The organism is Streptomyces sp. NPDC008163 (assembly GCF_042956885.1).
GTDB classification, from domain to species: Bacteria; Actinomycetota; Actinomycetes; order Streptomycetales; family Streptomycetaceae; genus Streptomyces; species Streptomyces drozdowiczii_A.
The window spans coordinates 79,385-106,264 of the sequence record NZ_JBIBHG010000005.1 but is presented as its reverse complement, the minus strand read 5'-3'; the positions used below and the strand labels follow the sequence as shown (position 1 = coordinate 106,264).

The 26,880-nt window shown below is 72.3% G+C and carries 22 protein-coding genes; 17 read left to right on the top strand and 5 right to left on the bottom strand.

Annotated features, from left to right (window positions below):
• Positions 1 to 44 precede the first annotated feature (44 nt).
• The 8 genes from ACFZAT_RS13105 to ACFZAT_RS13070 all read left to right on the top strand — a co-directional run bounded on the left by ACFZAT_RS13105 (position 45) and on the right by ACFZAT_RS13070 (position 8,652).
• The gene (locus ACFZAT_RS13105; protein WP_391263713.1) at positions 45 to 1,154 is read left to right on the top strand and encodes a quinone-dependent dihydroorotate dehydrogenase; all 1,110 of its coding nucleotides are present in this window, start codon (positions 45 to 47) and stop codon (positions 1,152 to 1,154) included.
• Positions 1,151 to 1,990 carry an orotidine-5'-phosphate decarboxylase gene (pyrF, locus tag ACFZAT_RS13100; protein ID WP_391263712.1) on the top strand — a complete coding sequence of 280 codons (840 nt, stop codon included), beginning with the start codon at positions 1,151 to 1,153 and terminating at the stop codon, positions 1,988 to 1,990. The genes ACFZAT_RS13105 and pyrF overlap by 4 nt, the downstream gene beginning before the upstream one ends.
• A 245-nt stretch (positions 1,991 to 2,235) precedes the next feature.
• Positions 2,236 to 2,559: an integration host factor gene (locus ACFZAT_RS13095; RefSeq protein WP_018103912.1), complete on the top strand. Its 324-nt coding sequence runs from the start codon at positions 2,236 to 2,238 to the stop codon at positions 2,557 to 2,559.
• Between the two features lie 37 nt (positions 2,560 to 2,596).
• On the top strand, positions 2,597 to 3,214 hold the full coding sequence (gene gmk / locus ACFZAT_RS13090; RefSeq protein ID WP_026171628.1) for a guanylate kinase: 618 nt from the start codon (positions 2,597 to 2,599) through the stop codon (positions 3,212 to 3,214).
• Positions 3,215 to 3,296: 82 nt separating this feature from the next.
• On the top strand, positions 3,297 to 3,569 hold the full coding sequence (gene rpoZ / locus ACFZAT_RS13085) for a DNA-directed RNA polymerase subunit omega (protein ID WP_003970369.1): 273 nt from the start codon (positions 3,297 to 3,299) through the stop codon (positions 3,567 to 3,569).
• 170 nt (positions 3,570 to 3,739) lie between these two features.
• Positions 3,740 to 4,942 carry a bifunctional phosphopantothenoylcysteine decarboxylase/phosphopantothenate--cysteine ligase CoaBC gene (coaBC, locus tag ACFZAT_RS13080; protein ID WP_391263710.1) on the top strand — a complete coding sequence of 401 codons (1,203 nt, stop codon included), beginning with the start codon at positions 3,740 to 3,742 and terminating at the stop codon, positions 4,940 to 4,942.
• A gap of 239 nt (positions 4,943 to 5,181) precedes the next feature.
• Positions 5,182 to 6,390, top strand: a complete 1,209-nt coding sequence (gene metK / locus ACFZAT_RS13075; RefSeq protein ID WP_018103916.1) for a methionine adenosyltransferase — start codon at positions 5,182 to 5,184, stop codon at positions 6,388 to 6,390.
• A gap of 129 nt (positions 6,391 to 6,519) precedes the next feature.
• Complete coding sequence (locus ACFZAT_RS13070; RefSeq protein ID WP_391263708.1) at positions 6,520 to 8,652, top strand: primosomal protein N'; 2,133 nt, start codon at positions 6,520 to 6,522, stop codon at positions 8,650 to 8,652.
• Positions 8,653 to 8,876: 224 nt separating this feature from the next.
• On the opposite strand, the gene ACFZAT_RS13065 is transcribed toward ACFZAT_RS13070, so the two are convergent.
• Positions 8,877 to 9,353, bottom strand: a complete 477-nt coding sequence (locus ACFZAT_RS13065) for a hypothetical protein (protein ID WP_391263706.1) — start codon at positions 9,351 to 9,353, stop codon at positions 8,877 to 8,879.
• A gap of 243 nt (positions 9,354 to 9,596) precedes the next feature.
• Between ACFZAT_RS13065 and fmt the strand changes: the two genes are divergently transcribed.
• The 4 genes from fmt to ACFZAT_RS13045 all read left to right on the top strand — a co-directional run bounded on the left by fmt (position 9,597) and on the right by ACFZAT_RS13045 (position 13,992).
• The gene (gene fmt / locus ACFZAT_RS13060) at positions 9,597 to 10,529 is read left to right on the top strand and encodes a methionyl-tRNA formyltransferase (protein WP_391263704.1); all 933 of its coding nucleotides are present in this window, start codon (positions 9,597 to 9,599) and stop codon (positions 10,527 to 10,529) included.
• 66 nt (positions 10,530 to 10,595) lie between these two features.
• Positions 10,596 to 12,029, top strand: coding sequence for a transcription antitermination factor NusB (locus tag ACFZAT_RS13055; RefSeq protein WP_391263702.1), 1,434 nt, complete (start codon positions 10,596 to 10,598; stop codon positions 12,027 to 12,029).
• Between the two features lie 115 nt (positions 12,030 to 12,144).
• Complete coding sequence (gene rpe / locus ACFZAT_RS13050; RefSeq protein ID WP_391263700.1) at positions 12,145 to 12,828, top strand: ribulose-phosphate 3-epimerase; 684 nt, start codon at positions 12,145 to 12,147, stop codon at positions 12,826 to 12,828.
• A gap of 147 nt (positions 12,829 to 12,975) precedes the next feature.
• Positions 12,976 to 13,992, top strand: coding sequence for a sugar-binding domain-containing protein (locus ACFZAT_RS13045; RefSeq protein WP_391264269.1), 1,017 nt, complete (start codon positions 12,976 to 12,978; stop codon positions 13,990 to 13,992).
• Between the two features lie 86 nt (positions 13,993 to 14,078).
• Here the strand turns inward: ACFZAT_RS13045 and ACFZAT_RS13040 are convergent, their stop codons facing one another.
• A complete protein-coding gene (locus ACFZAT_RS13040) occupies positions 14,079 to 15,101 on the bottom strand; it encodes a terpene cyclase (RefSeq protein ID WP_391263698.1) in 1,023 nt (340 codons plus the stop codon).
• Positions 15,102 to 15,407: 306 nt separating this feature from the next.
• On the opposite strand from ACFZAT_RS13040, the gene ACFZAT_RS13035 reads away from it, so the two are divergent.
• From ACFZAT_RS13035 to ACFZAT_RS13020, 4 genes are all read left to right on the top strand, one after another.
• The gene (locus ACFZAT_RS13035; protein ID WP_391263696.1) at positions 15,408 to 16,874 is read left to right on the top strand and encodes a GuaB1 family IMP dehydrogenase-related protein; all 1,467 of its coding nucleotides are present in this window, start codon (positions 15,408 to 15,410) and stop codon (positions 16,872 to 16,874) included.
• 95 nt (positions 16,875 to 16,969) lie between these two features.
• Positions 16,970 to 17,425 (top strand): Lrp/AsnC family transcriptional regulator, encoded by a 456-nt coding sequence (locus ACFZAT_RS13030; protein WP_073967758.1) that lies wholly within the window; start codon positions 16,970 to 16,972, stop codon positions 17,423 to 17,425.
• 288 nt (positions 17,426 to 17,713) lie between these two features.
• Positions 17,714 to 18,511 carry a nitrilase-related carbon-nitrogen hydrolase gene (locus ACFZAT_RS13025; protein ID WP_391263694.1) on the top strand — a complete coding sequence of 266 codons (798 nt, stop codon included), beginning with the start codon at positions 17,714 to 17,716 and terminating at the stop codon, positions 18,509 to 18,511.
• A gap of 56 nt (positions 18,512 to 18,567) precedes the next feature.
• Entirely contained in the window at positions 18,568 to 20,268 is a 1,701-nt protein-coding gene (locus tag ACFZAT_RS13020) for an FAD-dependent oxidoreductase (protein WP_391263693.1), read from the top strand.
• Positions 20,269 to 20,280: 12 nt separating this feature from the next.
• Here the strand turns inward: ACFZAT_RS13020 and ACFZAT_RS13015 are convergent, their stop codons facing one another.
• Both ACFZAT_RS13015 and ACFZAT_RS13010 read right to left on the bottom strand, forming a co-directional pair.
• Positions 20,281 to 21,672: a solute carrier family 23 protein gene (locus ACFZAT_RS13015; protein ID WP_391263691.1), complete on the bottom strand. Its 1,392-nt coding sequence runs from the start codon at positions 21,670 to 21,672 to the stop codon at positions 20,281 to 20,283.
• 156 nt (positions 21,673 to 21,828) lie between these two features.
• Positions 21,829 to 23,055 (bottom strand): MFS transporter, encoded by a 1,227-nt coding sequence (locus ACFZAT_RS13010; protein WP_391263689.1) that lies wholly within the window; start codon positions 23,053 to 23,055, stop codon positions 21,829 to 21,831.
• A 122-nt stretch (positions 23,056 to 23,177) separates the two neighbouring features.
• Between ACFZAT_RS13010 and ACFZAT_RS13005 the strand changes: the two genes are divergently transcribed.
• Complete coding sequence (locus tag ACFZAT_RS13005; protein WP_391263687.1) at positions 23,178 to 24,353, top strand: ROK family protein; 1,176 nt, start codon at positions 23,178 to 23,180, stop codon at positions 24,351 to 24,353.
• 93 nt (positions 24,354 to 24,446) lie between these two features.
• Here ACFZAT_RS13005 and ACFZAT_RS13000 read toward each other — a convergent pair whose 3' ends face one another.
• Positions 24,447 to 26,792: a chitinase C-terminal domain-containing protein gene (locus ACFZAT_RS13000; RefSeq protein ID WP_391263685.1), complete on the bottom strand. Its 2,346-nt coding sequence runs from the start codon at positions 26,790 to 26,792 to the stop codon at positions 24,447 to 24,449.
• Positions 26,793 to 26,880 lie beyond the last annotated feature (88 nt).

Sequence of the window (26,880 nt, the reverse complement as noted above, 5' to 3'; positions counted from 1 at the left end):
GGGGACACCGGAAACGGTGTCCCCCTCTTCATGAGGACACCGTGATGTACAAGTTCTTCTTCCAGCTGGTCTTCAAGCGCATGGACCCCGAGCGCGCCCACCACCTGGCCTTCCGCTGGATCCGCCTGGCCGCCCGCGTCCCCGTGCTGCGCACCTTCGTGGCCGCCGCTCTCGCCCCCCGCTACGAGGCACTGCGCACCGAGGCCCTGGGCCTGCGGATGCACGGCCCCTTCGGGCTCGCCGCCGGCTTCGACAAGAACGCCGTCGCGATCGACGGCATGGCGATGCTCGGCTTCGACCACGTCGAGATCGGCACCGTCACCGGGGAGCCGCAGCCCGGCAACCCGAAGCAGCGCCTGTTCCGCCTGGTCGCGGACCGCGCGCTCATCAACCGCATGGGCTTCAACAACGAGGGCTCGGCCGCCGTCGCCGCCCGCCTCGCCGCCCGCACCCCGGTCTTTCGCACCACCGTCGGCGTCAACATCGGCAAGACCAAGGTCGTCCCCGAGGCCGAAGCCGCCGCCGACTACGTGAAGTCCACCGAGCGCCTGGCCGCCCACGCCGACTACCTCGTCGTCAACGTCTCCTCGCCCAACACCCCCGGCCTGCGCAACCTCCAGGCCACCGCGTCGCTGCGCCCGCTGCTCACCGCCGTGCGCGAGGCGGCCGACCGCACCGTCACCCACCGCCGCGTCCCGCTGCTCGTCAAGATCGCCCCGGACCTCGCGGACGAGGACGTCGACGCGGTCGCCGACCTGGCCGTCGAGCTGGGCCTGGACGGCATCATCGCCACCAACACCACCATCGCCCGCGAGGGCCTGGGCCTGAAGTCCCCGGCGGCCCTGGTGAAGGAGACCGGCGGCCTGTCCGGCGCCCCCCTCAAGGAGCGCTCCCTGGAGGTCCTGAGCCGCCTGTACAGCCGTGTCGGCGACCGCATCACCCTGGTGGGCGTCGGCGGCATCGAGAACGCCGAGGACGCCTGGCAGCGCATCCTGGCCGGCGCCACCCTCGTCCAGGGCTACAGCGCCTTCATCTACGAGGGCCCGTTCTACGCCCGCGCGATCCACAAGGGCCTGGCGGCGCGCCTGGCCGCCTCCCCGTACGCCACGCTCGCCGACGCCGTCGGCGCGGAATCCCGGAAGGCCGCGAAATGACCCTGGAACCCTTCGGCGCCCGGCTGCGCCACGCCATGGACACCCGAGGCCCGCTCTGCGTCGGCATCGACCCGCACGCCTCCCTGCTCTCCGCCTGGGGCCTGAGCGACGACATCGCGGGCCTGGAGCGGTTCACCCGTACGGTCGTCGAGGCGCTGGCCGACCGGGTCGCCGTGCTCAAGCCGCAGTCCGCGTTCTTCGAGCGGTTCGGCTCGCGCGGCATCGCCGTCCTGGAGAAGGCCGTCGAGGAGGCGCGCGCGGCCGGGGCCCTGGTCCTGATGGACGCCAAGCGCGGCGACATCGGCTCCACCATGGGCGCCTACGCGGCGACCTACCTCGACAAGGACTCGCCGCTCTTCTCGGACGCGGTCACCGTCTCGCCGTACCTCGGCTTCGGCTCGCTGCGCCCCGCGCTCGACGCGGCTGCGGTCTCCGGCGCCGGCGTCTTCGTCCTCGCGCTGACCTCCAACCCGGAGGGCGCCGAGGTGCAGCGCGCCACCGCCGCCGACGGCCGTCCGCTGGCGCAGCTGATGCTCGACCACATGGCCGCCGAGAACGCGGGTGCCGCACCGCTCGGCTCGGTCGGCGCGGTCGTCGGCGCCACGCTGGGCGACGCGGGCGTGGACCTCGCGATCAACGGGCCGCTGCTGGCGCCGGGCATCGGCGCGCAGGGGGCGACCCCGGCCGATCTGCCGGGCGTCTTCGGCGACGCGGTCCGCAATGTGGTGCCCAGCGTGAGCCGGGGCGTGCTGCGCCACGGCCCGGACGTGGCGGGGCTGCGCGGCGCCGCGGAACGGTTCGCGGACGAGGTCCGCGCGGTCGTCTCGGACCGCTGACTCTGGCACGTAACCGTGTGTTGACGGAATCCTGACGAAAAAACTCGGTGGTTATGCCTGAAAAGTCCCGGTCGGCAGAGGCTGACCAGGACTTTTCGTCTGTTCTCGCTGACTCCGGCGGCCTTGGCCGCTAGTCTCCGTCGAGAGCCGACGCGCACGGGGTGTTCGCGGCTCAGCAGGTGAGGGGCGATCCCGCTGCCTCACCGGTCCGTATCCGACAGATCGACATCCGAGGTGACGTAGGCGTGGCTCTTCCGCCCCTTACCCCTGAACAGCGCGCAGCCGCGCTCGAAAAGGCCGCCGCGGCTCGCCGGGAGCGGGCCGAGGTCAAGAATCGACTCAAGCACTCCGGCGCCTCCCTCCACGAGGTCATCAAGTCGGGCCAGGAGAACGACGTCATCGGCAAGATGAAGGTCTCCGCCCTGCTGGAGTCCCTGCCCGGTGTGGGCAAGGTCCGTGCCAAGCAGATCATGGAGCGGCTCGGCATCTCCGAGAGCCGTCGCGTGCGGGGTCTTGGCTCCAACCAGATCGCATCCCTGGAGCGCGAGTTCGGCGGCACCGCCGCCTGAGTTCTCAGGCACCCCTGAGAACCTGGATAATCGCTCCATGGCTGCAACATCCCGGGGGACGTCCCCCGTACCCCCGGACGTACGTCCGCGGCTGACCGTGCTCTCCGGCCCCTCGGGGGTCGGCAAGAGCACGGTCGTCGCGCATATGCGCAAGGTCCACCCCGAGGTGTGGCTCTCGGTGTCGGCGACGACCCGCAAGCCCCGCCCCGGCGAACGCAACGGCGTCCACTACTTCTTCGTGGACGACGAGGAGTTCGACAAGCTGATCGCCAACGGTGAGCTGCTGGAGTGGGCCGAGTTCGCCGGCAACCGCTACGGCACGCCGCGCCGCGCCGTGCAGGAGCGGCTGGAGGCGGGGGAGCCGGTGCTCCTGGAGATCGACCTCCAGGGCGCCCGGCTGGTCCGCCAGTCCATGGCCGACGCCCAGCTGGTCTTCCTCGCCCCGCCGAGCTGGGAGGAACTGGTCCGCCGGCTCACCGGCCGGGGGACCGAGGCTCCCGAGGTGATCGAGCGCAGGCTCGGCGCCGCCAAGGTGGAACTGGCCGCCGAAGCGGAGTTCGATACGACGCTCGTCAACACCTCCGTCGAGGACGTGGCACGTGAGCTGCTAGCCTTGATGCTGGAGGCTTCCGGCCACCGCGCCGCCGGCGAGTGAAACACCGGCAGCGGGGGCCCGGCACCAAGGCCCCTGACTGTCAAAGAATTCTTTGATCTTCATCCCCTTCGGAAGGCAGAGCGTGTCCTCTTCCATCACCACGCCCGAGGGCATCATCAACCCGCCGATTGATGAGCTCCTCGAAGCAACCGACTCGAAGTACAGCCTCGTGATCTACGCCGCCAAGCGCGCGCGCCAGATCAACGCGTACTACTCGCAGCTCGGTGAGGGCCTCCTCGAGTACGTCGGTCCGCTCGTCGACACCCACGTGCACGAGAAGCCGCTCTCGATCGCGCTCCGCGAGATCAACGCGGGCCTGCTCACGTCCGAGGCCATCGAGGGCCCCGCGCAGTAAGCAGCGACGACGCACCTTCACCCCGGGCCCGGCGGATCATCCGCCGGGCCCGGGGCCTTTCCTTTGGATCAGGCTGGATCGGGGAGCGGGGTGTGTCCGGGCCGACCGTCCGGTGCGGGCACCCGTGAGGCAGCATGGGAGGCGTACGCAACCGAGTGCGGGGAGACGCAGTGGACAAGCCGAAGGTCGTTCTGGGGGTCAGCGGTGGCATCGCCGCGTACAAGGCGTGCGAGCTGCTGCGCCGGCTGACCGAGTCCGGCCACGACGTACGGGTCGTCCCCACCGAGTCCGCCCTCCACTTCGTCGGCGCCGCCACCTGGTCGGCGCTCTCCGGCCACCCCGTCTCCACCGAGGTCTGGAACGACGTCCACGAGGTGCCGCACGTCCGGATCGGACAGCACGCCGACCTCGTCGTCGTCGCCCCCGCCACCGCCGACATGCTCGCCAAGGCCGCCCACGGTCTCGCCGACGACCTGCTCACCAACACCCTGCTCACCGCCCGCTGTCCGGTCGTCTTCGCCCCGGCCATGCACACCGAGATGTGGGAGCACCCGGCCACCCGGGAGAACGTCGCGACGCTGCGCCGCCGGGGCGCCGTCGTCATCGAGCCCGCCGTCGGCCGTCTCACCGGCGTCGACACCGGCAAGGGCCGGCTCCCCGACCCGGGCGAGATCTACGAGGTCTGCCGCCGCGTCCTCGCCCGGGGCACGGCCGCCCCCGACCTCGCGGGCCGGCACGTGGTGATCAGCGCCGGCGGTACGAGGGAACCCCTCGACCCGGTCCGCTACCTCGGCAACCGCTCCTCCGGCAAGCAGGGCTACGCGCTCGCCCGCACCGCCGTCGCGCGCGGCGCCCGGGTCACCCTGGTCGAGGCCAACACCGGGCTGCCCGACCCGTCCGGCGCCGACGTCGTCCGCGCCGGCACCGCGACACAGCTGCGCGAGGCCGTGCTGAAGGCGGCCCGGGACGCCGACATCGTGGTCATGGCGGCCGCCGTCGCCGATTTCCGGCCCGCCGAGTACGCCACCGGCAAGATCAAGAAGAAGGACGGCCAGGAGCCCGCCCCGATCACCCTCGTCCGCAACCCGGACATCCTCGCCGAGGTCTCCGCCGAGCGCGCCACGCCCGGGCAGATCGTCGTCGGATTCGCCGCCGAGACCGACGACGTCCTGGCCAACGGCCGCGAGAAGCTGCGCCGCAAGGGCTGCGATCTGCTGGTGGTCAACGAGGTCGGCGAGCGCAAGACCTTCGGTGCCGAGGAGAACGAGGCCGTGGTGCTCGCCGCCGACGGCACCGAGACCCCCGTCCCGTACGGGCCCAAGGAGGCCCTGGCCGACACGGTCTGGGACCTCGTCGCGGCGCGCCTGGGATGAATTTCAGGTGACACGCCGGGGCGCACCTCGCTCCCACGACACGGTCCGGGACCTTGCGCCGGCGGGCTTCCGGGGGCCGAAGGGCCTGGTGGAACAGGTCACACGAGGGCCAAAGGGCGAGACATGTTGTCCCACGGCCGGAGCCGACCGATAAACTGCTCGCTGGACCATGCCGGGCGCAGCTCCCGGACCGTCCGGCCAATGATCAGCCAGCAGCCGCTGCAACCCCAGGGAGCGATGTGTCCCGCCGTCTCTTCACCTCGGAGTCCGTGACCGAGGGCCACCCCGACAAGATCGCCGACCAGATCAGCGACACCATTCTCGACGCGCTCCTGCGCGAGGACCCGTCCTCCCGCGTCGCCGTCGAGACCCTGATCACCACCGGTCTCGTGCACGTCGCGGGTGAGGTCACGACCAAGGCGTACGCCGACATTCCGACGCTGGTCCGCAACAAGGTCCTGGAGATCGGCTACGACTCCTCGAAGAAGGGCTTCGACGGCGCCTCCTGCGGCGTCTCGGTGTCCATCGGGGCCCAGTCCCCGGACATCGCCCAGGGCGTCGACACCGCGTACGAGAAGCGGGTCGAGGGCGACGAGGACGAGCTCGACAAGCAGGGCGCCGGCGACCAGGGCCTGATGTTCGGCTACGCGTGCGACGAGACCCCCGAGCTCATGCCGCTGCCGATCTTCCTCGCGCACCGGCTCTCCCGCCGGCTGTCCGAGGTCCGCAAGAACGGGACCATCCCGTACCTGCGCCCCGACGGCAAGACCCAGGTCACCATCGAGTACGACGGCGACAAGGCCGTCCGCCTCGACACCGTCGTCGTCTCCTCGCAGCACGCCAGCGACATCGACCTCGACTCGCTGCTCGCGCCCGACATCCGCGAGTTCGTGGTCGAGCACGTGCTGAACCAGCTCATCGAGGACGGCATCAAGCTCGACACCGAGGGCTACCGCCTCCTGGTCAACCCGACCGGGCGCTTCGAGATCGGCGGCCCGATGGGCGACGCCGGCCTCACCGGCCGCAAGATCATCATCGACACCTACGGGGGCATGGCCCGCCACGGCGGCGGCGCCTTCTCCGGCAAGGACCCGTCGAAGGTGGACCGCTCGGCCGCCTACGCCATGCGCTGGGTCGCCAAGAACGTCGTCGCCGCCGGTCTCGCCGCCCGCTGCGAGGTCCAGGTCGCGTACGCGATCGGCAAGGCCGAGCCGGTGGGCCTCTTCGTGGAGACCTTCGGCACCGCCGCGATCGAGACCGAGAAGATCGAGCACGCCATCGGCGAGGTCTTCGACCTCCGCCCGGCCGCGATCATCCGCGACCTCGACCTGCTGCGCCCGATCTACGCGCAGACCGCCGCGTACGGGCACTTCGGCCGCGAGCTGCCCGACTTCACCTGGGAGCGCACGGACCGGGTGGACGCCCTGCGCGCCGCCGCCGGTCTGTAAGCACCGCACTCAGCCGGTATTCCGCCGGAGCCCGGACGCCGTCACGGTGTCCGGGCTCCGGCGTTTCGCGGCCCGGGGTTACGAGGACGGCAGGCGCCGTTGTCCGAGGCGTCTGGTAGGGATGGAGCTGTGAGCAGCGAGAACGAGCGGTCCGACGAGCCCGGGGCGGGGGCGCCGGAACAGCTTGCGCTGATCCGGGAGGCCGTCCGCCGGGCCGATGTGCCGCGCGCAAAGCCGCGCACCTGGCGCGGTGCCGCCCTGGCCAAGGAGCTGCCCGTCGCCCGCGTCCTCGTCAACAAGGGCGCGCTCCACCTCGACCAGTACTTCGACTACGCCGTCCCCGAGGAGCTGGACGCCGACGCACAGCCCGGGGTGCGCGTCCGGGTCCGCTTCGGTGCCGGGGGCCGCCAGGTGCGCGGCGGCCGGCGCGAGGGCGGCGGACTCGTGGACGGCTTCCTCGTCGAGCGGCTGGCCGAGTCCGATTACAGCGGGGCGCTGGCCGCGCTCGCCTCCGTCGTCTCGCCCGAGCCGGTCCTCGGTCCCGGGCTCCTCGCCCTCGCCCGCGCCGTCGCCGACCGGTACGCGGGCAGCCTCGCCGACGTCCTCCAGCTCGCCGTCCCCCCGCGCAACGCGCAGGCCGAGGCCAAGCCGTCGCCCGCACCCCTGCCCGCCCCCGCGCCCCCCGCCCCCGGAAGCTGGGAGCGGTACCCGCAGGGGCCCGCGTTCCTCTCCGCGCTGGCCGGCGGGGGCGCCCCCCGGGCCGTCTGGACCGCGCTTCCCGGACCGCACTGGCCCGCCGAGATCGCCACGGCCGTCGCCGCGACCCTGTCCTCCGGGCGCGGCGCCCTCGTCGTCGTCCCCGACGGGCGGACCGCCGCCCGGGTCGACGCCGCGCTCACCGCCCTGCTCGGCGAGGGGCGGCACGCGCTGCTCACCGCCGGCTCCGGGCCGGGGAAGCGCTACCGGGAATGGCTCGCCGTGCGACGCGGCTCCGCCCGGGCGGTGGTGGGGACCAGGGCGGCGATGTTCGCTCCCGTCGCCGACCTCGGGCTCGTCGTCGTCTGGGACGACGGGGACTCCAGCCACAGCGACGACCGCGCCCCCTTCCCGCACGTCCGCGAGGTCCTGGAGCTGCGGGCCACGCACGGCCGGTGCGCCTTCCTGCTCGGCTCCGTCAGCTGCACCGTGGAGGCCGCGCAGCTCGTGGAGAGCGGGTGGGCGCTGCCGCTGCGCGCCGACCGGGAGCAGGTGCGGGTGGCGGCGCCCGTGATCCGCACCGTGGGCGACGGCGAGCTCGCGCGGGACGGGGCCGCCCGCGCGGCCCGGCTGCCCAGCCTCGCCTGGCAGACCGTCCGGGACGGGCTGCGCTGCGGTCCGGTGCTGGTCCAGGTCCCCCGCCGGGGTTACGCCCCCCGGCTCGCCTGCGAGCGCTGCCGTGAGCCCGCCCGGTGCCGGCAGTGCGCGGGGCCGCTGGAGGCGCCGGACCAGCAGGACCTGAACTGCGCGTGGTGCGGGCGGGCCGAGACGTCCTGGCACTGCGTGGCCTGCGGCGGGCGGCGGCTGCGCGCCCAGATCGTGGGGGCCCGGCGCACGGCCGAGGAGCTGGGCCGGGCGTTCCCGGCGGTCCCGGTGCGGACGTCCGGGCGCGACCATGTCCTCGACTCGGTTCCGGACCAGCCCGCGCTGGTCGTCAGCACGCCGGGCGCTGAGCCGGTCGCCGAGGGCGGATACACGGCGGCGCTCCTGCTCGACGGCTGGGCGATGGTCGGGCGGCCCGACCTGCGGGCCGGGGAGGAGGCGCTGCGGCGGTGGACGGCCGCCGCGGCACTGGTCCGGGGGCGGCCGGAGGGCGGCACGGTGGTCGTCGTCGCCGAGCCGACACTGCGGCCGGTGCAGGCGCTGGTCCGCTGGGACCCGGTCGGGCACGCCCGGCGGGAGCTGGCGGAGCGGGCCGAGCTGGGCTTTCCGCCGGTGTCCCGGATGGCTTCGGTGACGGGGGCGCCGGAGGCGCTGGCCGCGTTCTTCGCGGTGGCGCGGTTGCCTTCGGACGCGGAGGTGCTGGGGCCGGTGCCGGTGCCTGCCGCGGAGCCGGGGCGGCCCCGGCGGGCGTTCGAGGCGCCGGCGGGGGAGATCTGGGAGCGGGCGTTGGTGCGGGTGCCGCCCGGGAGCGGGGCGGCATTGGCCGCGGCGGTCCGCGCTGCGCGCGTGGAGCGTGGTGGGGGTGGGGTGCGGGTGCGGGTGGATCCGGTGGACATCGGCTGAGGTGGTGGCGGCGTGCGGGTGCGTGCCGCCTGGTGCCTTTGTCCTCACACGCCGCCGGACGGGCTGGATTTCGTGCGGCGGGCGTTTGGGTACGGGCGCCCCTAGGCCTCAAGCGCCGGACGGGCTCGATTTGCCGGCGTGCTTGGTTGTGCGCGGGCGCGGTCGGGGCGTGAGCCGGGCCGCCCCCTCGCTTGTGCGACGGGGCGGCCCGGCTCACCCCTGGGTCAGCCGTTGCGGGGGCCCGGGAAGGGGTTCGGGCGGTCCGTCGGGGGTTGGGGGGCCCGGGCTGCGGGGACCGTGGGGGCGCGTTGGGGGACCACCTCCGCGGGCTCCGGGGCCGTGGGCTGCTGGGTGGTCCGGCGGGATCCGTAGCGGCGGTGCACGGCCTGCTTGGTGACCCCGAGCGCGGAGCCCACCGCGTCCCAGGAGAAGCCTAGTGAGCGGTCGAAGTCCACGGCCGCCGTGACCAGGGTCTCGACGCTGTCCCGCAGTTCCTGGGCCAGTCTCACGGTGGGGGCCGGGGCCCTGCCGTATACGACGAAGCCCGCGGACGGGCCGGTGCGGCGCGGACGGTAGACGTTGCCCAGCTGTGCGGTGAGCGTGCGCAGTGCGTCCACCTGCCGCCGGACCCGCTCGATGTCCCGCACCAGGAGATGCAGGCTGGCCCGCGCTTGGGCGTCGTGGGTTGCGTGGTCGGCCATGAAGAAGCCTCTCGAACCGGCGTTGAAAGGGATCGGGCCGCACCAGGGCGGCTCGCTTCGGTCAATCTCTCTTGACCAACGCCGCACCGGGGGATCTGGTCACGCTCGGGGGGCGTATGCGCACCTGCAAGGGGCGCGCGACTGTGCGTACGCCCCCCGGCCCGCCGCCCCATAGACTTGTGCGTTGCTCGTCACCGTAACGTTTCGGCCTGAGAGTCCGGCCTGAGAGGCAGTCAGCCACCCATGAAGCTCGTCTTCGCCGGCACCCCCGAGGTAGCCGTCCCCGCACTCGACGCCCTGATCGCCTCCGGCCGGCACGAGGTGGCCGCCGTCGTGACCCGGCCCGACGCGCCCGCGGGGCGGGGCCGCCGGCTGGTGGCCAGCCCGGTCGCCGAGCGCGCCGAGGAGGCCGGGATCGAGGTGCTGAAGCCCGCCAGGCCCCGGGACGAGGACTTCCTCGCGCGGCTGCGGGAGATCGCGCCGGACTGCTGCCCGGTCGTCGCTTACGGTGCGCTGCTGCCCAGGGCGGCGCTCGACATCCCGGCGAAGGGCTGGGTCAACCTGCACTTCTCGCTGCTGCCCGCCTGGCGCGGCGCGGCCCCGGTGCAGCACGCGGTGATGTCCGGCGACGAGGTGACGGGGGCGTCCACCTTCCTGATCGAGGAAGGTCTCGACTCCGGGCCCGTCTACGGCGTTCTGACCGAGGAGGTCCGCCCGACCGACACCAGCGGCGATCTGCTGACCCGGCTCGCGTTCGCCGGCTCCGGGCTGCTCGCGGCGACCATGGACGGCATCGAGGACGGCACCCTGCACGCCGTACCGCAGCCCGCCGACGGTGTCACCCTCGCGCCGAAGATCACCGTCGAGGACGCCCAGGTCCAGTGGTCCGCGCCCGCCCTGCGCGTCGACCGGGTCATCCGCGCCTGCACCCCCGCCCCCGGCGCCTGGACGCTCTTCCGGGGCGAGCGCCTGAAGCTCGTCCAGGCCACCCCCGCCGTCGACCGGTCCGAGCTGGCACCCGGTGAGCTCTCCGTCGGCAAGAACAACGTGTTCGTGGGCACCGGGTCGCACGCCGTCGAGCTGCTGTGGGTGCAGCCGCAGGGCAAGAAGCCGATGCGCGCCGCCGACTGGGCGCGAGGGGTGCGCATCGTCCCCGGCGAGCTGGCCGGGAGCTGATCCCCGGGGGCGGGGACGTAGGCTGGGAGGGTTCCTCCTCATCACCTCCAGCGGAGCACCTTTCACGTGAACGACCAGCCGCGTCGCCGTCCCGCCAAGCCGCACCGCCGTCCCAAGAAGGATCCGGTCCGCTTCCTCGCCTTCGAGGTCCTGCGGGCCGTGGACGAGCGCGACGCGTACGCGAATCTCGTACTGCCCCCGCTGCTGAAGAAAGCCAGGGCCAAGGGCGACTTCGACCACCGCGACGCCGCCCTGGCGACCGAGCTGGTCTACGGGACGCTGCGCCGCCAGGGGACGTACGACGCGATCGTCGCCGCCTGCATCGACCGGCCGCTGCGCGAGGTCGACCCGCCGGTCCTTGACGTGCTGAACATGGGCGTGCACCAGCTCCTCGGCACCCGTATCCCGACCCACGCGGCGGTCTCCGCCAGCGTGGAGCTGGCCCGGGTGGTGCTGGGGGAGGGGCGCGCCAAGTTCGTCAACGCCGTCCTGCGCAAGGTGTCCGCCGACGACCTCGACGGCTGGGTCGCGAAGGTGGCCCCGGCCTACGAGGACGACGCCGAGGACCACCTCGCGGTCGTCCACTCGCACCCGCGCTGGATCGTCTCCGCGCTCTGGGACGCGCTCGGCGGCGGCCGCGCCGGGATCGAGGACCTGCTCGACGCGGACAACGAGCGCCCCGAGGTCACCCTCGTCGCCCGCCCCGGCCGCTCCACCACGGACGAGCTCACCGAGGAACTGGGCGCGGACAACTCGCTCCCGGGCCGCTGGTCGCCCTACGCCGTGCGGATGGCCGAGGGCGGCGAGCCCGGCGCCCTGACCGCCGTGCGCGAGGGCCGGGCCGGGGTCCAGGACGAGGGCAGCCAGCTCGTCGCCGCCGCCCTGGCCAATGCCCCGCTGGAGGGCGGCGACGCCCGCTGGCTCGACGGCTGCGCGGGCCCCGGCGGCAAGGCCGCCCTGCTCGCCGCCCTCGCCGCGGACCGCGGCGCCGCCCTGCTGGCCGCCGAGAAGCAGCCGCACCGCGCCCGCCTGGTGGAGCGCGCGCTGGCGGGCAACCCCGGCCCCTACCAGGTGATCACCGCCGACGGCACCCGCCCGCCCTGGCTCCCCGGCAGCTTCGACCGGGTCCTGGTGGACGTGCCGTGCTCCGGGCTCGGCGCGCTCCGCCGCCGCCCCGAGGCCCGCTGGCGCCGTCGCAAGGAGGACCTGGAGGGCTTCGCTCCGCTCCAGCGCGGGCTGCTCCGCGAGGCGCTGAAGGCCGTACGCGTCGGCGGTGTCGTCGGGTACGCGACCTGCTCGCCGCACCTCGCGGAGACCCGGGTCGTCGTGGAGGACGTGCTCAAGGGGCGCGGTGGGGCGCCCGTGGCGGCGGAGTGGATCGACGCCCGTCCGCTGCTGCCGGGCGTGCCCGCGCTGGGCGACGGGCCCGACGTCCAGCTCTGGCCCCATCTGCACGGCACCGACGCGATGTATCTGGCGCTGCTCCGCCGTACCGCCTGACCGCGCGCCCCCTCACCGGGGCGAAACGCCGGGAATGCGCGAACCGTAATGATCCCGTGAGCCTTTGGAGCGCACCGAGGCCGGGAAGTGACGCAGAACATGGCAGGCTTGGCCCATGGCCCAGATCAACCCGAGTATTCTCTCCGCCGATTTCGCGCGCCTCGCCGATGAGGCCAAGGCCGTCGAAGGTGCCGACTGGCTCCATGTCGATGTCATGGACAACCACTTCGTGCCCAATCTGACCCTCGGCGTTCCGATCGTGGAATCGCTCAGCCGGGCCACGGACACGCCGCTGGACTGCCATCTGATGATCGAGGACGCGGACCGCTGGGCGCCGCAGTACGTCGAGGCGGGAGCCGGGTCGGTCACCTTCCACGCCGAGGCCGCGGCCGCCCCCGTCCGGCTGGCCCGGGAGATCCGCGCCAAGGGCGCCCGCGCCTCCATGGCGCTCAAGCCGGCGACGCCCATCGAGCCGTACGAGGACCTGCTCCCCGAGCTCGACATGCTGCTGATCATGACCGTGGAGCCGGGCTTCGGCGGCCAGGCGTTCCTGGACATCATGCTGCCGAAGATCCGCCGTACCCGGGAGCTGATCTCCAGGCACGGGCTCGATCTGTGGCTCCAGGTCGACGGCGGCGTATCCGAGTCCACCATCGAGCGGTGCGCCGAGGCCGGTGCCGACGTCTTCGTCGCCGGCTCGGCGGTCTACGGCGCCGAGGACCCGGCCGCCGCGGTGCGGGCGCTGCGGGCCAAGGCCGACGGGGCCATCGGCGCGGCGGGCTGGGCCTGCGCGCACTGAGTCCGGGGCGGCCGGGGCGGGCGAGCGGCGCCCGGGCCAAGGGCAGATGAACGGGGTCCGACGGGGCCGGTCAGGGAGCGTCGTATCTGACAGGATGAACGGCGTATCAAGAGCGTGAACAGCAGTGAGGAGAACGCGGTGTCTGCAATGTCGGCGGGCCGGTCCGCCCTGCGGATGGGGCCCGCGGAGCTGGTGCAGGCGGCGGCCATGGCCCGCCGCTTCTACCTCGAGGGCAAGTCCAAGATCCAGATCGCCGAGGAGTTCGGCGTCAGCCGCTTCAAGGTCGCCCGGGTCCTGGAGACCGCCCTGGAGCGCGACCTCGTACGCATCGAGATCCGTGTCCCGGCGGAGCTGGACGCCGAGCGGTCCGACGCGCTCCGGGCCCGCTACGGGCTGCGCCACGCGGTCGTCGTGGAGTCCCCGGCGGAGGAGCAGGACGACGCGGCGGACCCGGAGAACCTGGGCGAGGTCGCGGCCGACCTGCTCGGGGAGCTGGTGACCGAGGGCGATGTGCTCGGGCTCGCCTGGGGCCGCTCCACCATCCACATGGCCGCCGCCCTCGACCGGCTGCCCCCGTGCACGGTCGTGCAGCTCACCGGGGTCTACGACGCGGGCACCGCCGAGCGCGGTTCGGTGGAGGCGGTGCGGCGTGCCGCCCAGGTCTCCGGTGGCGAGGCCCACCCGATCTACGCGCCGATGCTGCTGCCGGACCCGGCGACGGCCGCCGCGCTGCGCCACCAGACGGGGATCGCCCGCGCCTTCGAGTACTTCGACAAGGTGACGGTCGCGGCCGTCTCCATCGGTTCCTGGGAGCCGGGCATCTCCACCGTGCACGACATGCTCTCCGACGAGGAGCGCCGGCACTACGCCTCGCTCGGCGTCGCCGCCGAGATGTCGGCCCACCTCTTCGACGCGGACGGCCGCCGGGTCGGCCGGGACCTCGGCGAGCGGTGCATCACCGTCGAGGCGGACCGGCTGCGCCGGATCCCCGAGGTGGTGGCCATCGCGGGCGGACAGCGCAAGGCCGCCGCGATCGGCGCGGTGCTGCGGTCCGGCCTGGTCACCAGCCTGGTCACGGACACCGCGGCCGCCGACTACCTGCTGACGGAGTCCGCCGCCCCGCGCCGTCCGGCCCTGGAGCGGGCGGACCCGGACGGCGACTGAGACCTACGGGCCCGCGGGCCCGCGGTCGTACGGGAGAGGGGCGAGCGGTCCGTGACCGCTCGCCCCTCTCCCTTGTCTCCGTGTGCTCAGTCCTGGGGGACGCCCAGGACCGTGGATTCCAGATACTGCTCCGGCTGCTCGTACTGGCTGACGTCGGCCGGGTTGTACCGGGGCGTCTGCCGGGACCAGTCGAGATTGCCGCGCATCCAGCTGCGCATGCCGTCGAGATACGGCTCCAGCATCGGCGTCAGCTGCGGATACGCCTCCAGCAGCTCGGTCTCCGCCGTCAGGAAGCGCTCCGTCTCGACGGCGATCTCCGCGCAGACGTGCTCCAGTGCCTGCTGCTTGCCGTAGCCGCGGTGGTGGCGGACCAGGTGGACGAGGTTGTGGATCTCGCCGAGCACCTGCTCCTTCTCGTACGAATACACGTCGTTGGCCCAGCAGACGTGGTTGCAGGACGCTTCGAGCGCCGTGATGAACCGGGGGTCGTTGTGGATCGAGGAGGGTGCCTCGATGCCCGCGACGATCTCTATCAGGTCCATGCAGACGATGATCGCGCCGGTGTGGCGGCGCTTCTCTATGTACAGCTCCTCCGACGGCACGACGCCCGCCGCCCGGTTCCCGGCCTCCCAGGTGGTGGCGGTGGTGAGGTACTTCTTCAGGTGCCAGGCGAACCTGCGCCGCCAGTGCACCGCTGCGGTCGGCGTCGTACGTTGCCACAGGTCGATGAGGGCGACCACGGCGGCGGGCAGCTCCTCGTTCTCCAGCACGCCGGTGCGGGTGCCCTCGACCACCGCGAGCATGAGGGCGACGACGTCCCGGACCCGCTCCGGGCTGCGGCCGAGGTGGCCGTCGTCCAGCTGGTCGTCGACGAGGAAGAGCCAGACGAACCAGTCGGCGACCAGGTCCAGATTCTCACGGTCGGCGGTCGGGTAGACCATCCCGACGAACGCACCGAAGTCCGCCTGCTCGAAGCGCTCCCTGGCCGAATCCCGGTGCACCAGACCGGTGTTGCGGGTCCAGGAGTCCAGATGCTCCCGCACCTGGGCGACGTGCGGGTTCGTCCGCTGGGGGAACGGGCAGTAGATGTCCGGCAGTTCGTTCTCCACGGGCGGGTCGTGATCCTCTCCGGTCGTACGGGTGACGGAAGTTGAGCACGATCCGTCCGTTCCTCCGGGGCGTAGTGGTGACCCACGGGACCTGCGGGTTTGAAGCTACCTGACCCCTTGTCACCAGGTCCAGGGCAGATGATCGGGAATGGTTGAAAGCTGTTCGGGTAAGGTCCGGGGGTAAGGCAGGTGGCACGTGCCCGGGACTCCCGCAGCGGTCCTTCGTAGGAACATACGAGCGCGGGAGTCATTTGCTGTGTCTTCGTGGAAGCGACCTGCGCCATTTCGTATGAAAAAATGAGTGTTATGCGTTTTCTTGAGCCCGGCACCGGTCGCTATACAGAGTCCCCCTCCGTTCCGTACGACCTCACGTACGACGACGTCTTCATGGTCCCGGGCCGGTCGGCGGTCGGATCGCGCCAGGGTGTCGACCTGTCCTCGCCCGACGGCAGCGGCACCACCATCCCCCTGGTCGTCGCGAACATGACCGCCATCGCGGGCCGCCGGATGGCCGAGACCGTCGCCCGCCGCGGTGGCCTCGTCGTCATCCCGCAGGACATCCCGATCGAGGTCGTCACCGAGGTCATCTCCTGGGTGAAGACGCGCCACCTGGTGCTCGACACTCCCATCGAGCTGTCGCCGGGCCAGACCGTCGCCGACGCGCTGTCCCTGCTGCACAAGCGCGCGCACGGCGCCGGCGTCGTCGTCGACGCGGACCGCCGGCCCGTCGGCGTGGTCACCGACCACGACCTGTCCGGCGTGGACCGCTTCACCCAGCTCTCCGAGGTCATGTCCAAGGACCTGGTCGTCCTGGACGCGGACATCGACCCGCGCGACGCCTTCAACAAGCTGGACGGCGCCAACCGCAAGCTCGCCCCCGCCGTCGACGCGGACGGCCGCCTCGTCGGCATCCTCACCCGGAAGGGCGCCCTGCGCGCCACGCTGTACAGCCCGGCCACCGACGCGGCCGGCAAGCTGCGCATCGCCGCCGCCGTCGGCATCAACGGGGACGTGGCCGGCAAGGCCAAGCAGCTGCTCGACGCCGGTGTCGACACCCTCGTCGTGGACACCGCGCACGGCCACCAGGAGTCCATGATCAGCGCGGTGCGCGCGGTCCGGGCGCTGGACCCGCAGGTGCCGATCGTGGCGGGCAACATCGTCGCCGCCGAGGGCGTGCGCGACCTCATCGAGGCCGGCGCGGACATCATCAAGGTCGGCGTCGGACCCGGTGCCATGTGCACCACCCGCATGATGACCGGCGTGGGCCGCCCCCAGTTCTCGGCCGTGCTGGAGTGCGCCGCCGAGGCGAAGAAGTACGGCAAGCACGTCTGGGCCGACGGCGGGGTCCGCCACCCGCGCGACGTCGCCATGGCCCTCGCGGCCGGAGCGTCCAACGTGATGATCGGCTCCTGGTTCGCCGGTACGTACGAGTCCCCGGGCGACCTCCAGCAGAGCGCCGACGGCCGCCTCTACAAGGAGTCCTTCGGCATGGCGTCCGCGCGCGCCGTGAAGAACCGCACCTCCGACGAGTCCGCGTACGACCGGGCCCGCAAGGCGCTCTTCGAGGAGGGCATCTCCACCTCGCGGATGTTCCTGGACCCGGCGCGCCCCGGCGTCGAGGACCTGATCGACTCGATCATCGCGGGCGTCCGCTCCTCCTGCACCTACGCGGGCGCGGCCTCCCTCGCGGAGTTCGCCGAGAAGGCCGTCGTCGGCGTCCAGAGCGCCGCCGGCTACGCGGAGGGCAAGCCGCTGCACGCCAGCTGGAGCTAGGCCGTGGTCTACTGCCGGGGGGCGGCATCTGCCGCTCCCCGGCACAGTCATGCCCGGCTCCGGCCGGGCCACCGCAGAGAAGTGACCCGTACGACGTGCGACTGAACGACCTCGACGAACGCATCGTCCACGCCCTGGCCGAGGACGCCCGCCGCTCCTACGCCGACATCGGCTCGATCATCGGCCTGTCCGCGCCCGCGGTGAAACGCCGGGTCGACCGGCTGCGCGCCGAGGGGGCCATCACCGGGTTCACCGTGCGGGTCGACCCGGCGGCGCTCGGCTGGGAGACCGAGGGGTACATCGAGATCTACTGCAGCCGCAACACGTCTCCGGAGTCCATCAAGCAGGGCCTGGCCCGCTACCCCGAGGTCGCCTCCGCGTCCACGGTGACCGGCGACGCGGATGCGCTGGTGCAGGTGTTCGCGGCGGACATGCGGCACTTCGAGCAGGTGCTTGAGCGGATCGCGGGGGAGCCGTACGTGGAACGGACGAAGTCCGTGCTGGTGTTGTCGCCGCTGTTGCGCCGCTTCTCCTCCGGGTCCCCGGGGTAGGGCCGTCCGCTGGGCGGGCCAGGTCCCCCGGCGACGGTTCCGTCCTCAAACGCCGGACGGGCTGGACTGGGCTGGCCCCGGTCGCGAAGTGCGGGTCGGGCTGGAATGGGCTGTCCTTGCTCCTCGACGCGCGGGTCGGGCCGGAGTGACGCAATAAATCGCCGCGCCCCGCCCGAACCGCGCAACGGATCGGCTGTCGGTGCGCAACGGTCGCGTCTTGTTCGGGCCGAACGGCTGAACGTACCGTTTCTACGTCCCCGCCCCGCCCCGCATCGTCCGAGGTCAGCCATGCCGCCGTTGCGCACCGCCCTGCTCCAGAGCTGCGGGCGTCCCGGTTCGGTCGCCGGATCCGTCGAGCTGCTGGCGGACGCCGCCCGCCGCGCCGCCGCCACCGGGGCCCGGCTCCTGGTCTGCCCCGAGCTGTACCTCACCGGGTACGCCATCGGCGACGACGTCCCCCGCCTCGCCGAGGCCGCCGACGGGCCCGCCGCCCGCGCCGTCGCCGAGATCGCCGTGCGGCACGGGATCGCCGTCCACTACGGCTACCCCGAGCGCGAGGGCGACACCCTCTACAACTCCGCTCAGCTCATCGGTCCCGACGGCACCACGCTCGCCAACTACCGCAAGACCCACCTCTTCGGCGACTTCGAGCAGCGCTGGTTCACCCCCGGCGGGCAGCCCGTGGTCCAGGCCGAGCTGGACGGGGTCCGCATCGGCCTGCTGACCTGCTACGACGTCGAGTTCCCGGAGAACGTACGGGCGCACGCCCTGGCCGGCACCGACCTCCTGCTGGTCCCGACCGCGCTGATGCACCCCTTCTCGTTCGTCGCCGAATCCCTCGTCCCGGTCCGCGCCTTCGAGAGCCAGCTCTACCTCGCGTACGTCAACCGGACCGGTCCGGAAGGCGAGTTCGACTTCACCGGGCTGAGCTGCCTGGCCGGACCCGACGGCACCGTCCGCGCCCGGGCGGGGCGCGGCGAGGAACTGGTCACCGCCGACGTCGACCTCGCTCTCCTCGCGGACTCCCGGGCCGCCAACCCGTATCTCCGCGACCGCCGCCCCGGCCTGTACGGCTCCCTCGTCTGAGCCCGCCCCGCGCCCCCCTTCACGTCTTCGCCCGTCCCGCAAGGAGCCCGTACCCCATGACCGCCGTGCCCCCCGCCGTCCAGCACACCGAGGAAGCGGCCCCGCCGATCACCATGTTCGGGCCGGACTTCCCGTACGCCTACGACGACTTCCTCGCCCACCCGGCGGGGCTCGGCCAGATACCGGCGACCGAGCACGGCACCGAGGTGGCCGTCATCGGTGGCGGGCTCTCCGGCATCATCACCGCGTACGAACTGATGAAGATGGGCCTCAAGCCCGTCGTCTACGAGGCCGACCGCATCGGCGGACGGCTGCGCACCGTCGAGTTCGAGGGCTGCGCCACCGACGGCGAACCGCTCACCGCCGAGATGGGCGCGATGCGCTTCCCGCCCTCCTCGACCGCCCTCCAGCACTACATCGACCTCGTGGGCCTGGAGACGAAGCCGTTCCCCAACCCGCTCTGCCCGGCCACCCCCTCGACCGTGGTCGACCTCAAGGGCGAGTCCCACTACGCCAGGACCATCGACGAACTCCCGCAGGTCTACCGCGATGTGATGGACGCCTGGAACCGCTGTCTGGAGGAGGGCGCCGACTTCTCCGACATGAACCGGGCCATGCGCGAGCGCGACGTGGACCGGATCAGGGAGATCTGGTCCCGGCTGGTCGAGAAGCTGGACAACCAGACCTTCTACGGCTTCCTCTGCGATTCCGACGCCTTCAAGTCCTTCCGGCACCGCGAGATCTTCGGCCAGGTCGGCTTCGGCACCGGCGGCTGGGACACCGACTTCCCCAACTCCATCCTGGAGATCCTGCGCGTCGTCTACACCGAGGCGGACGACCACCACCGCTCCATCGTCGGCGGCAGCCAGCAGCTCCCGCTGCGCCTGTGGGAGCGGGAGCCGCAGAAGATAACGCACTGGCCGCTCGGCACCTCGCTGTCCTCGCTGCACGGCGGCGAGCCGCGCGGCGCGGTCACCCGGCTCAACCGCACGGCCGGCAACCGGATCACCGTCACCGACGCCTCGGGCGACATCCGTACCTTCCGGGCGGCCGTCTTCACCGGGCAGTCCTGGCTGCTTCTCTCCAAGATCGCCTGCGACGACGCGCTCTTCCCGATCGACCACTGGACGGCGATGGAGCGCACCCACTACATGGAGTCGTCCAAGCTGTTCGTGCCCGTCGACCGGCCGTTCTGGCTGGACAAGGACGAGACCACCGGCCGCGACACGATGTCGATGACGCTGACCGACCGGATGACCCGGGGCACGTACCTGCTGGACGACGGGCCGGACCGGCCGGCCAGCATCTGCCTCTCGTACACCTGGTGCGACGACAGCCTGAAGTGGCTGCCGCTCTCCGCGACCGAGCGGATGGACGTCATGCTGAAGTCGCTCGGCGAGATCTACCCGAACGTCGACATCCGCAGCCACATCACCGGCAACCCGGTCACCGTCTCCTGGGAGAACGAGCCCTGGTTCATGGGCGCCTTCAAGGCCAACCTGCCGGGCCACTACCGCTACCAGCGGCGGCTGTTCACGCACTTCATGCAGGACCGGCTGCCCGCCGACAAGCGGGGCCTGTTCCTGGCCGGTGACGACATCTCCTGGACGGCCGGCTGGGCCGAGGGGGCCGTGCAGACCGCGCTGAACGCCGTGTGGGGCGTGATGACCCACTTCGGCGGCGCGACCGACGCGACCAACCCCGGCCCCGGTGACCGCTTCGACGAGCTGGCCCCGGTCGAACTCCCGGAGGACTGACCGGGACCCCGGTCACGCGTCCGTGGCCGGGGGCTCCTTGTCGTACGCCGACGTGCCGGAGTCGAGCAGCGGCTCCTGCGTCTTCAGGTGCGCCGGGGCGAAGGCGCGCAGCACGTGGTAGCCGGTGATCACGACGATGGTGCCGAGGGCGATCCCGCTCAGCTCGAAGTTGTCCGTGATCTTCAGGCTGACCCCGCCGACGCCGATGATGATGCCCGCCGCGGCCGGCACCAGGTTCAGCGGATTGCGCAGGTCCACCTTGGCGTTCAGCCAGATCTGGGCGCCGAGCAGGCCGATCATGCCGTACAGGATGACCGTGATGCCGCCGAGCACCCCGCCCGGGATCGCCGCCACGACCGCGCCGAACTTCGGGCAGAGGCCGAAGAGCAGGGCGAAGCAGGCAGCGGCCCAGTAGGCGGCGGTGGAGTACACCCGGGTCGCCGCCATGACGCCGATGTTCTCGGAGTACGTGGTGTTCGGCGGCCCGCCCACCGCCGTCGACAGCATCGAGGCGGCGCCGTCCGCCGCGATGGCCGTGCCCAGCTTGCCGTCCAGCGAGCGGCCGGTCATCTCGCCGACCGCCTTCACATGCCCGGCGTTCTCCGCGATCAGGGCGATGACGACGGGCAGGGCGACCAGGATCGCCGACCACTCGAAGCTCGGCGCGTGGAAGGACGGCAGCCCGACCCAGTCGGCCTTCCCGACGCCCGACAGGTCCAGGCGCCAGTGGTCCACCGACTCCGCACCGCCGGCGGGGGAGTGGATCTTCCCGAAGACCAGGTCGAGCAGCCAGGACAGGACGTAACCGAAGACCAGCCCCAGGAAGATCGCGATCCGGGAGAAGAAGCCGCGCAGGCACACCACGGCCAGACCGGTGAACAGCATCACGAGCAGCGCCGTCCACTGGTCCTGCGGCCAGTACGTCGACGCGGTCACCGGCGCCAGGTTGAAGCCGATGAGCATGACCACCGCGCCGGTCACCACGGGCGGCATCGCCGCGTGGATGATCCGCGCGCCGAACCGCTGCACCGCGAGACCGGCCAGGAACAGCACCACGCCGACGACGAAGACCGCGCCGGTCACCACCGCGCTGTCGCCGCCGCTCGCCCGGATCGTCGCGGCGACCCCGACGAACGACAGCGAACAGCCCAGATAGCTCGGCACCTGGCCGCGCGTGGCCAGCAGGAAGATGGCCGTCGCGACACCCGACATCATGATCGCCAGGTTGGGGTCGAGCCCCATCAGGACCGGCGAGACGAACGACGCGCCGAACATGGCCACCACATGCTGGGCGCCCAGCCCGAAGGTGCGGGGCCAGGAGAGCCGCTCGTCGGGGCGGACCACCGCTCCCGGTGCGGGCGTCTTCCCGTCGCCGTGCAAGGTCCAGCGCACGCCGAGGCCCATGGTTGCTCCCTGTGTGTAGGTGCGTGAGCCCGTGCCGGCCCGGCATGGCGCTCATCGCGGAAAAGATCAGCGCCATGGTAGTGCCGCCCGGCCCGCGCCCCTCGGCCGGACCCACCCGTTCCGGTTCGCCGTTTCCGCGATGCCCGGGGGAGGGGGTCAGGCGCGCGGCTCGGCCGCCGCCGCGTCCCGCACCGCGCCCCCGGCCACCGGCTTGCGGTCACCGGCCCGCAGCACCCCGGCCCCCAGGACCAGGCCGAACGCCAGCACCGTCACCAGGCCGAACGACACGACCAGCGAGGTCGCCTCGGCCAGCGAACCGATCGCCGACGGGGCGATGAGCCCGGAGGTGTACGTGATCGTCGCGACGCCCGCGATGGCCTGGGCCGGCTTGGGGCCGCTGCGCCCGGCCGCCGCGAAGGCGAGCGGGACCACCACGGCGATGCCGAGCCCCATCAGCCCGAACCCGCACATCGCGAGCGCCACGTGCGGGGCGGTGACCACCAGGACCCCGCCGAGCGTCGCCAGGACGCCTCCGGCCCGGACCGTGCGCACCGCGCCGAAGCGGTCCACGACCCGGTCCCCGGCGATCCGGGCGACGGCCATCGTCAGCGCGAACGCGGTGGTGGCCACCGCCGCGAGACCGGCCGAGCTGTCCAGCGTGTCGCGGAGGTAGACCGCCGACCAGTCGAGGCTGGCCCCTTCGGCGAAGACCGCGCAGAAGCCCACCGCACCGATGATCAGGGCCGACCTGGGCGGCAGCGCGAAGCGCGGCGGCGGCTCCTCGTCCGGCTCGCTGCGCAGGTCGAACACCCACTGGCAGGCGGTCAGCCCGAGCAGGGTCAGCACCGCGGCGGCTATCACATGGTGCAGCCGGGCGTCCGTGCCCGCGTGGGCGGCCACCGTGCCCGCCGCCGAGCCCAGCAGGGCGCCCACGCTCCACATGCCGTGCAGCCCGGACATGATCGACTTGTCGAGGCGGTTCTCCACCTCGACCCCGAGCGCGTTCATCGCCACGTCGGACATGCCGGACGAGGCGCCGTACACGAACAGCGCCGCGCACAGGGTCAGCAGGTTGGGCGCCAGGGCGGGCAGCACCAGCGCCAGCGTCCACAGGGTCAGCAGACCGCGCAGGGCGGTCCGCGCGCCGAAGCGGTGGCTCACGGCGCCGGCCAGCGGCATCGCGACCGAGGCGCCGATCGCGGGGAAGGCCAGTGCGAGGCCCAGCTGGCCGGCGCTCACGCCCGCGTGGTCCTGGATCCAGGGGACGCGGGTGGCGAAGCTGCCGGTCACCGAACCGTGCACGGTGAAGACCGCCGCGATGGCATACCTGGCCCGCCGCACCTCCTTAGTGCCGAAGACCGTAGCCGTGGATGTGGTTGTCATACCGCCGTGCCCTCCCCTGAAGTTCTGTTCCACGATGCGGGCGATAAACTATCAGGAACCCTGCCTGATAAATAGACCGTCCGTACGACCCCGGTCCGGCGGTGATCTGGAAGGATTCCGGCATGCCCGCATCACCGAGCACCGCCCGGGCCATCAACGACCGGCTCGCCCTGCGGCTCCTCCAGCAGGACGGCCCCCTGACGGCCACGCAGTTGAAGACCCTGACCGGGCTCTCCCGGCCCACCGTCGCGGACCTCGTGGAACGGCTCCGGGGCGCGGGTCTGATCCATGTCGTCGGCGAGACCGGGGCCGACCGCAGGGGCCCCAACGCCCGGCTCTACGGCATCGTCGCGGACCGCGCGCTGCTGGCCGGGCTCGACGTGCGCACCGACAGCGTCGCCGTGGTCATCGCCGATCTGCTGGGCGCCACGCTGGCCGAGGCGACGCTGCCGGTCGGCGAGACGGAGGGGGAGGACGCCGTGGAGCGGGCCGTGGCGCTGCTGGCGGACACCGTCCGCAACGCGGGGAGCGCGCCCCTGCACAGCGTCGGTATCGGCGCACCCGGCCTCATCGACCCGGTCACCGGGGAACTGCGGGACAGCAGCGGGCTGCCGTCCTGGCACCGGAGCCTGGTCCGGGCGCTCCAGGAGCGGCTGCCGGCGACGGTGCTGGTCGAGAACGAGACGAACCTCGCCGCCGTCGCCGAGCACCGGGCCGGTGCGGCCCGCGGCCACGACACGTTCGTCCTGATCTGGCTCGGCCACGGAGTGGGGGCGGCGGTCATGCTCGACGGGAAGGTCCGCCGGGGGGCCTCGGGCGGCGCGGGGGAACTCGGCTTCCTGCCGGTACCGGGCACGGCGGGCACGCCCTCGGCCGTCAACTGCGACGGGGGCTTCCACTCACTGGTCGGCTCGGCGCCGCTCTGCGAACTGGCCGCGCGCCACGGGATCGCCGTCACGGAGAAGGGCCAGGAGCCCGGTGCGGCGGCGGCCGTCCGGGCGGCGCTCGCGGGGGAGGGCGACAGCGAGGGCTTCCTCGCCGCCCTGGCCGACCGGATCGCCCTGGGCGCCGCCGCGGTGGCCTCGGTCCTCGACCCCGGGCTCGTCCTGCTCTCCGGCGAGGTGGGCCATGCGGGGGGCGGCGTGCTGGCCGCCCTGGTCGAGGAGCGCCTGGCCGCGATGTCCCCGCTGCGCACCGGGGTGCGGGCGGGTCTGCTGGGCGGCACGGCGGTCCGCCGGGGGGCGCTGCTCGCGGCGCGGGACGCGGCGCAGGAGGCGATTTTCGCGCCGGGTGCTTGATCCCGGTACGCCGGTCCGGGGCGCTTGCGCGTCGCCCCGGACCGGCGTACCGGTTCCGTCCTCAATCGCCGGACGGGCTTTCAAGGACGGGGGTCAGCAGGTGCCCAGGTCCTGCCAGACGCCCCATTCACCGGTGGAGCCGGGCTTCTCGCCCTTCGTCCACCACTTCGCCTTCCACCGGTGGCCGTCCTGGCTCACCGTCGTACCGGCGCCGTACTCCGCGCTCGCGTTCCACGCCGCCGCCGCGCACGTGCCGCCCGACGGGTCGGGGCTCGGGCCGGTGGAGCCGGACGGGTCGGGCGTCGGCGTCGAGCCAGTGCCCGGCTCGACCACCGTCGTGCCCCGCGCCAGGTCCGCCGCCAGGGCGTACGACTTCCCGCCGAAGGTCACCGTCCAGTTGGACGGCGTGGACGTCGGCAGGTAGTACACGAAGTCGACCTGGACCGAGGCGCCGGGCGCCAGGCTCTGCCAGGACGGCAGCTTCAGCGAGACGCGGTTGTAGTCGCCCTTGAGCCCGCCGATGTTGTTCGCGGCGGTGTGGTCACTGCGCACGATCGTCGTGCCGAAGCCCGACTGGTCCTTGGCGTTGGCCGGTGCCGAGGTGGAGTAGTCGAACTGGAACTCCGTACCGCCCGGCAGCGTCGCCTTCGTGTGGTTGGTGATCGTCAGCTTGGGGCTGATCGGGTAGTTGGAGTCGCCCAGCGGGAACTGGCCGAAGGAGACGTCGATGTCCAGCGCCTGCGTCGGCAGGCCGATCGTGGAGCGCTTCGCTCCGTACGGCGCCGCTTTCCTGAAGGTGTCGTACATGGTCGAGGTGAGCGTGGAGCCGGGGCCGTACTGCCCCTTGGCCGCGTTCCAGCCGTAGTCGCCGGCCAGCTCCCAGATCATCGTGCCGCCGATGCCCTTGTCGGCCACGTAGTCCGCCTTGGCCTGCACGGACTGCTCGTCCTCGGTGGACAGGAAGACCTTCTTCTCGGCGTTCCACAGCCACGGGGCGACCAGCGTCGAGTCGTAGTTGCGGACGTAGCTGCCGGTCAGCTTCGTGTTCGCGGGGAACCCGTAGTCCGTGACGTAGTCGCCGACGATGCCCTTCTCCAGGTTCTTGGCGTGCCACATCGGGTTGGACCCGGCCGGCGACTCCTTGCCGTTGGTGTCCAGGTCGTGCCAGAGGTTGTCGATGCCTACGGCGCCGTCACCGCACTTGGTCAGCCCCGCACCGGCCGGGCAGTCGGTCGAAGCCGCCTTGCCCCACAGGCCGTTGGTGCCGCCCTGCACGTTCTTGAAGCCGCGGGTGTAGTACGGCAGGCCGATGTTGATACGGCCGGACGGCATCGAACCGCGGAAGTAGTGGTAGGCCCAGTCGGTGTTGAGGTAGCCGGTGCCGCCGTACTGCGAGGTGGAGTAGACACTCGCCTGGGCGAGCTCCGCGTCCTTGCCGTCGTCGAAGAGCGCCGCGTTGGGGCCGACGTACTCGTTCCAGGCGCCGTGCAGGTCGTACGACATGATGTTGACGTAGTCCAGGTACTTCTGGACCTGGAACGTCTCCATGCCGCGCAGCAGGTAGCCCGACGAGGGGGCGGCGACGCTGAGCAGGTAGTGGTGGCCGTCGGCCGCGGAGGCCCGGTCCAGCTTCTCGCGCAGGGTCTTCATCAGCGCGGCGTAGCCCTTGACCAGACCGGCGCGGCGGGCGTTGGACAGCGTCCAGTCCAGCGGGTTGCCCGCGTCCTTCATGGTCGTCGGGTACTCGTAGTCGATGTCGACGCCGTTGAAGCCGTACTTCCGGACGAAGTCGACCGCGGAGTCCGCGAAGGTGTTGATCCCGGTCTGGTTGACCGAGCCGTCGGCGTTGGTGGCCATCGCGTAGAAGCCGCCCGAGCCGACCCGCTCGCCGTCGTCGCCGAAGTAGCCGCCGGTCTCGGCCCAGCCGCCGACGGAGACCATCGTCTTCACGTTCGGGTACTGCTTCTTGAACTTGCTCAGCAGGTTGAAATGGCCCTTGTAGGGGAGGTCCGGGTCCATTTCGGCGCCCTTGACGCCCGGCCAGGTCATGCCGGTGGAGGCGTTTTCCGGCCCGTCCGCGCCCACCGAGAGCTTGTTGGCCCCGTCGACGTGGGCGAAGGCGTAGTTGAGGTGGGTGACCTTGTCCCAGGGGATGTCGGAGGCCAGGTAGGCGGGCTTGCCGTCCTTGCCGGTCCGCCAGTTGGTGAAGTAGCCGATGACCCGCCGGGGGTGGTCGGCGCCCATCTTCTCGCGGCCCTCGGAGTCGTACACGGAGCAGTAGGGGACGGAGACGCCCGGCGTCTCGTAGAGCCCGTCGGGACGACAGGACTCCTGGTCGGCGGCTTGCGAGGGGGTCGCGGCGAGCGAGCCGACGAGCAGCGCGGCGATGCCGGCGCCGGCGGCGAGGAGCGAGGCTCTCGCACGGGTGGGGGACAGCACGTTCGGTTCCTCCTGGGGAGGTCGGCAGAACACAACTGAACAAAGGGGGTGGGTCGTGCCTGGTCCCGGGCGTGCGCACACCGCGGAA

Excerpts from the sequence above, each read along its gene's own strand:
- ACFZAT_RS13105 (WP_391263713.1), top strand. The coding sequence starts at position 45 with ATGTACAAGTTCTTCTTCCAGCTGGTCTTCAAGCGCATGGACCCCGAG.
- pyrF (WP_391263712.1), top strand. The coding sequence starts at position 1,151 with ATGACCCTGGAACCCTTCGGCGCCCGGCTGCGCCACGCCATGGACACC.
- gmk (WP_026171628.1), top strand. The coding sequence starts at position 2,597 with ATGGCTGCAACATCCCGGGGGACGTCCCCCGTACCCCCGGACGTACGT.
- ACFZAT_RS13065 (WP_391263706.1), bottom strand. The coding sequence starts at position 9,353 with ATGGCCGACCACGCAACCCACGACGCCCAAGCGCGGGCCAGCCTGCAT.
- fmt (WP_391263704.1), top strand. The coding sequence starts at position 9,597 with ATGAAGCTCGTCTTCGCCGGCACCCCCGAGGTAGCCGTCCCCGCACTC.
- rpe (WP_391263700.1), top strand. The coding sequence starts at position 12,145 with ATGGCCCAGATCAACCCGAGTATTCTCTCCGCCGATTTCGCGCGCCTC.
- ACFZAT_RS13045 (WP_391264269.1), top strand. The coding sequence starts at position 12,976 with ATGTCGGCGGGCCGGTCCGCCCTGCGGATGGGGCCCGCGGAGCTGGTG.
- ACFZAT_RS13035 (WP_391263696.1), top strand. The coding sequence starts at position 15,408 with ATGCGTTTTCTTGAGCCCGGCACCGGTCGCTATACAGAGTCCCCCTCC.
- ACFZAT_RS13025 (WP_391263694.1), top strand. The coding sequence starts at position 17,714 with ATGCCGCCGTTGCGCACCGCCCTGCTCCAGAGCTGCGGGCGTCCCGGT.
- ACFZAT_RS13020 (WP_391263693.1), top strand. The coding sequence starts at position 18,568 with ATGACCGCCGTGCCCCCCGCCGTCCAGCACACCGAGGAAGCGGCCCCG.
- ACFZAT_RS13015 (WP_391263691.1), bottom strand. The coding sequence starts at position 21,672 with ATGGGCCTCGGCGTGCGCTGGACCTTGCACGGCGACGGGAAGACGCCC.
- ACFZAT_RS13010 (WP_391263689.1), bottom strand. The coding sequence starts at position 23,055 with ATGACAACCACATCCACGGCTACGGTCTTCGGCACTAAGGAGGTGCGG.
- ACFZAT_RS13005 (WP_391263687.1), top strand. The coding sequence starts at position 23,178 with ATGCCCGCATCACCGAGCACCGCCCGGGCCATCAACGACCGGCTCGCC.